General features: G+C 69.8%; 3 protein-coding genes. All 3 read right to left on the bottom strand.

Translation table 11 applies throughout. From position 1 onward, the window contains the following. Window positions 1-1,243: aldehyde dehydrogenase (locus tag A5663_RS14195; RefSeq protein ID WP_082974132.1), on the bottom strand; the 1,243-nt coding region annotated here is incomplete at its 3' end. Between the two features lie 51 nt (window positions 1,244-1,294). Continuing rightward, the gene (locus A5663_RS14190) at window positions 1,295-1,726 is read right to left on the bottom strand and encodes an SRPBCC family protein (RefSeq protein ID WP_068149965.1); all 432 of its coding nucleotides are present in this window, start codon (window positions 1,724-1,726) and stop codon (window positions 1,295-1,297) included. Between the two features lie 18 nt (window positions 1,727-1,744). Beyond that, window positions 1,745-2,729, bottom strand: a 985-nt coding sequence (locus A5663_RS14185; RefSeq protein ID WP_068149962.1) for a sensor histidine kinase KdpD, incomplete at its 5' end; no start/stop codon positions are given.

The following is a 2,729-nucleotide window of genomic DNA, read 5'->3' as shown; positions in this document are numbered from 1 at the left end:
CACCGCCGGGCGCACCGCCGAACACGTTGTTGATCTTGACGGTGCCGACGGGAAGGACGCGCCACGCCTCCTGCGCGTGCGCCATGTCCGCTGTCAGCACCGTGGCGGCCAAGCCGTAGCGGTCGTCGGCGGCTTCGCGCAGTGCGGTGTCGAAGTCCGGCGTCACCCGCACCGGCGCGACCGGACCGAACGTCTCTTCCCGGAACACCAGCATCTCGGGTGTGCAGCCGGCCAGCACGGTCGGCGGGTAGAACGCACCCGGGCCCGGCCGCGGTTCGCCGCCGGCCAGCACGCGCGCGCCGTTGGCGACTGCGTCGTCGACGTGCTCCTGGACCACGGCTCGCTGCCGCTCGTCGACCATCGGCCCGATCCGCCCGGCCCATGCGCGTGCCTGCTCGGCCAGCTCGTCGAGAAAGGCGTCGGCCAGCGCCTCGACCACGAACACCCGCTCGACGGACACACAGATCTGCCCCGCATTCGCGAACGCGCCCAACGCCGTCTGCTCGGCCGCCCACCGCGGATCCACTCCCCCGTCGACGATCAGCGCGTCGTTGCCGCCGTTCTCCAATACGGTCTTGGCGCCCCGCTGCGCGCAGGCCTGCGCGATCGCCCGGCCCGTCACGCTGCTGCCGACATGGGCTACCACGTCGACGTCGGGCGCCGACGCCAGCTGGGCGCCGACGGACCCGTCGCCGTCGAGGATCTCAAGCACACCATCGGGTAGCTGGTCGGCCAGCAGTTCGGCGAACCGTCGACCGGTCCCCGGGCAGCGCTCACTTGGCTTGTGCACTACCGTGTTTCCCGTCACCAGCGCGGCGCCCAGCAGGCCGGCCGCCACCGCGACCGGGTCGTTCCACGGAGTCAGCACTGCCACCACACCGCGCGGTTCGAAAACCATGAGGTCGGTTGCAGCCCAGGAGCCGTGCAAGCTGCGGCCGCGATGCAGAGGACCGAGCTCGGCGTACTGCACGAGTGTGCCCGCCCCCGCGTCGACCCCACCCAGCGCGTCGTCACGCAGCTTGCCGGTCTCGCGTTCGTTGAGTTCGGCCAATTCTGTTGCCGCGGCGCGGACCGCTGCCGCAGCCTTGGTCAGCGCAGCCGCACGATCGGCGGCCGGGGTGCGGGCCCAGGCCGGCGCCGCCGCGCGCGCTCGCGCGACGGCTTGCGCGCACGCCTCGGGGTCGGTGATCGGAACCCGGCTCACGGTGTCGCCGGTTCGGGGGTCCAGAACGGTCAGCTCCATGGTCGAGGACACCCAGGTGTGTTACCCGGTCGATCACCGGTCAATCGACCCTCAGGCGTAGAGCTCTTCGAACTTCTTAATCGAACGGTCGATGTCGCCCTTGACCGCACGCGCCGCGGTGGCGCCGATCGGCCCGAACAGCGGCGCTCCACCCAGGTTGAGGGTGAGCGTGAATGCGCTGCCGGTGTCCGTCGGCGCGACCTTCATCGTCAGCCCGTACTTCGTGCCGCCGACACCCTTGCCGGTCACCTCGATCAGCTTCGGCGGGTCGAACTGCTTGATCGTCCAGGTGACCCGATTGCGCAGACCTTTGGCGCCCGCCACCCCGACGATCTGAGTGCCGACCGACAGTTCGTCGGGCAGTTCGCTGCGCCAGCCCTCGTGCATCACCAGCCAGTCGCCCAGGGAGTTGAGATCCGACACATGCTCCCAGGCGTCCTCGGGACTCAACGCCAATTCACGCGACAACTCGAGTTTCGCCATTGTGGGATCGTAGCCAGCTCAGCTCGGCGCCGGCAGACTCAACACCAGCCGGGCGCCGCCGAGTGGACTGGTCTCCATCGCGGCCGTCCCGCCGTGTATGTCGGCCTGTTGGGCGACCAGCGCCAACCCGAGTCCCGAGCCGGACCGCGCCGCTGTCGAGCCGCGCGAGAACCGCTCGAACACGGCGGCCCGCTCGTCCTCCGGTATCCCCGAGCCGTTGTCGTCGACGATGATCCGGACCCCTTCGCCGGAGCTGTCGACGCCGAGCCGGATCTCGGTGGCACCGCCGTGCTTGACCGCATTGGTGATCGCATTGTCGACGACGAGGCGCAGTCCGGCGGGCAAGCCCACCATGAGCACCGTCGTCGACGAGGCCAGCGAGACCCGCAGCCCGGGATAGTTGCGCATCGCGTCGTGAGCGGCACGATCTAGCAGTTCGGTGATGTCGACGGGAACGAAGTCGTCGACGGTGGTCAACTCGCCTTGTGCGAGGCGCTCGAGCGCCGTGAGGGTCGCCTCGATGCGGCTCTGGGTGCGCATCACGTCGGCGATCACCTCCTGGCGTTGCTCGTCGCGCATCTGCAACGTGGACAACACCTCGAGGTTGGTGCGCATCGCGGTCAGCGGCGTGCGTAGTTCGTGCGACGCCACCGCGGCGAAGTCGCGCGCCGACTCCAGCGCCGCCCGGGTGCGCTGCTGTTCGGCGCCGATGCGGGCGAGCATCCCTTCGACGGCCTCGGCGATCTCGACGGCCTCCTGCACACCGCGAACCTGGACCTCTTCGGGTTTCGACTGCGCGTTGATCGCGCGCGCCCGCTGGGCGAGCAGGCGGAACGGGTTGATCATGATCGACCACATCACCCAGCCGACGAGCACCGTGCCGACGATCACCCCGCCGCAGATCAGCAGTACGCGCCGGTGCAACTCGTCGATGCGGTGTTGAGTCTCGGCCAGCGGCGCACCGATCGCGATCGACGCGTCCCCGGCGGTGAACGTGCGCACC

This window comes from Mycobacterium sp. E740 (assembly GCF_001672895.1).
Lineage (GTDB): Bacteria > Actinomycetota > Actinomycetes > Mycobacteriales > Mycobacteriaceae > Mycobacterium.
Note: the sequence above shows the minus strand (reverse complement) of the source record. Positions and strands in the feature narration are given on the sequence as shown.

Bases quoted from the DNA above. Each gene is read 5' to 3' on its own strand.
- A5663_RS14190 (WP_068149965.1), bottom strand. From the start codon at position 1,726: ATGGCGAAACTCGAGTTGTCGCGTGAATTGGCGTTGAGTCCCGAGGAC.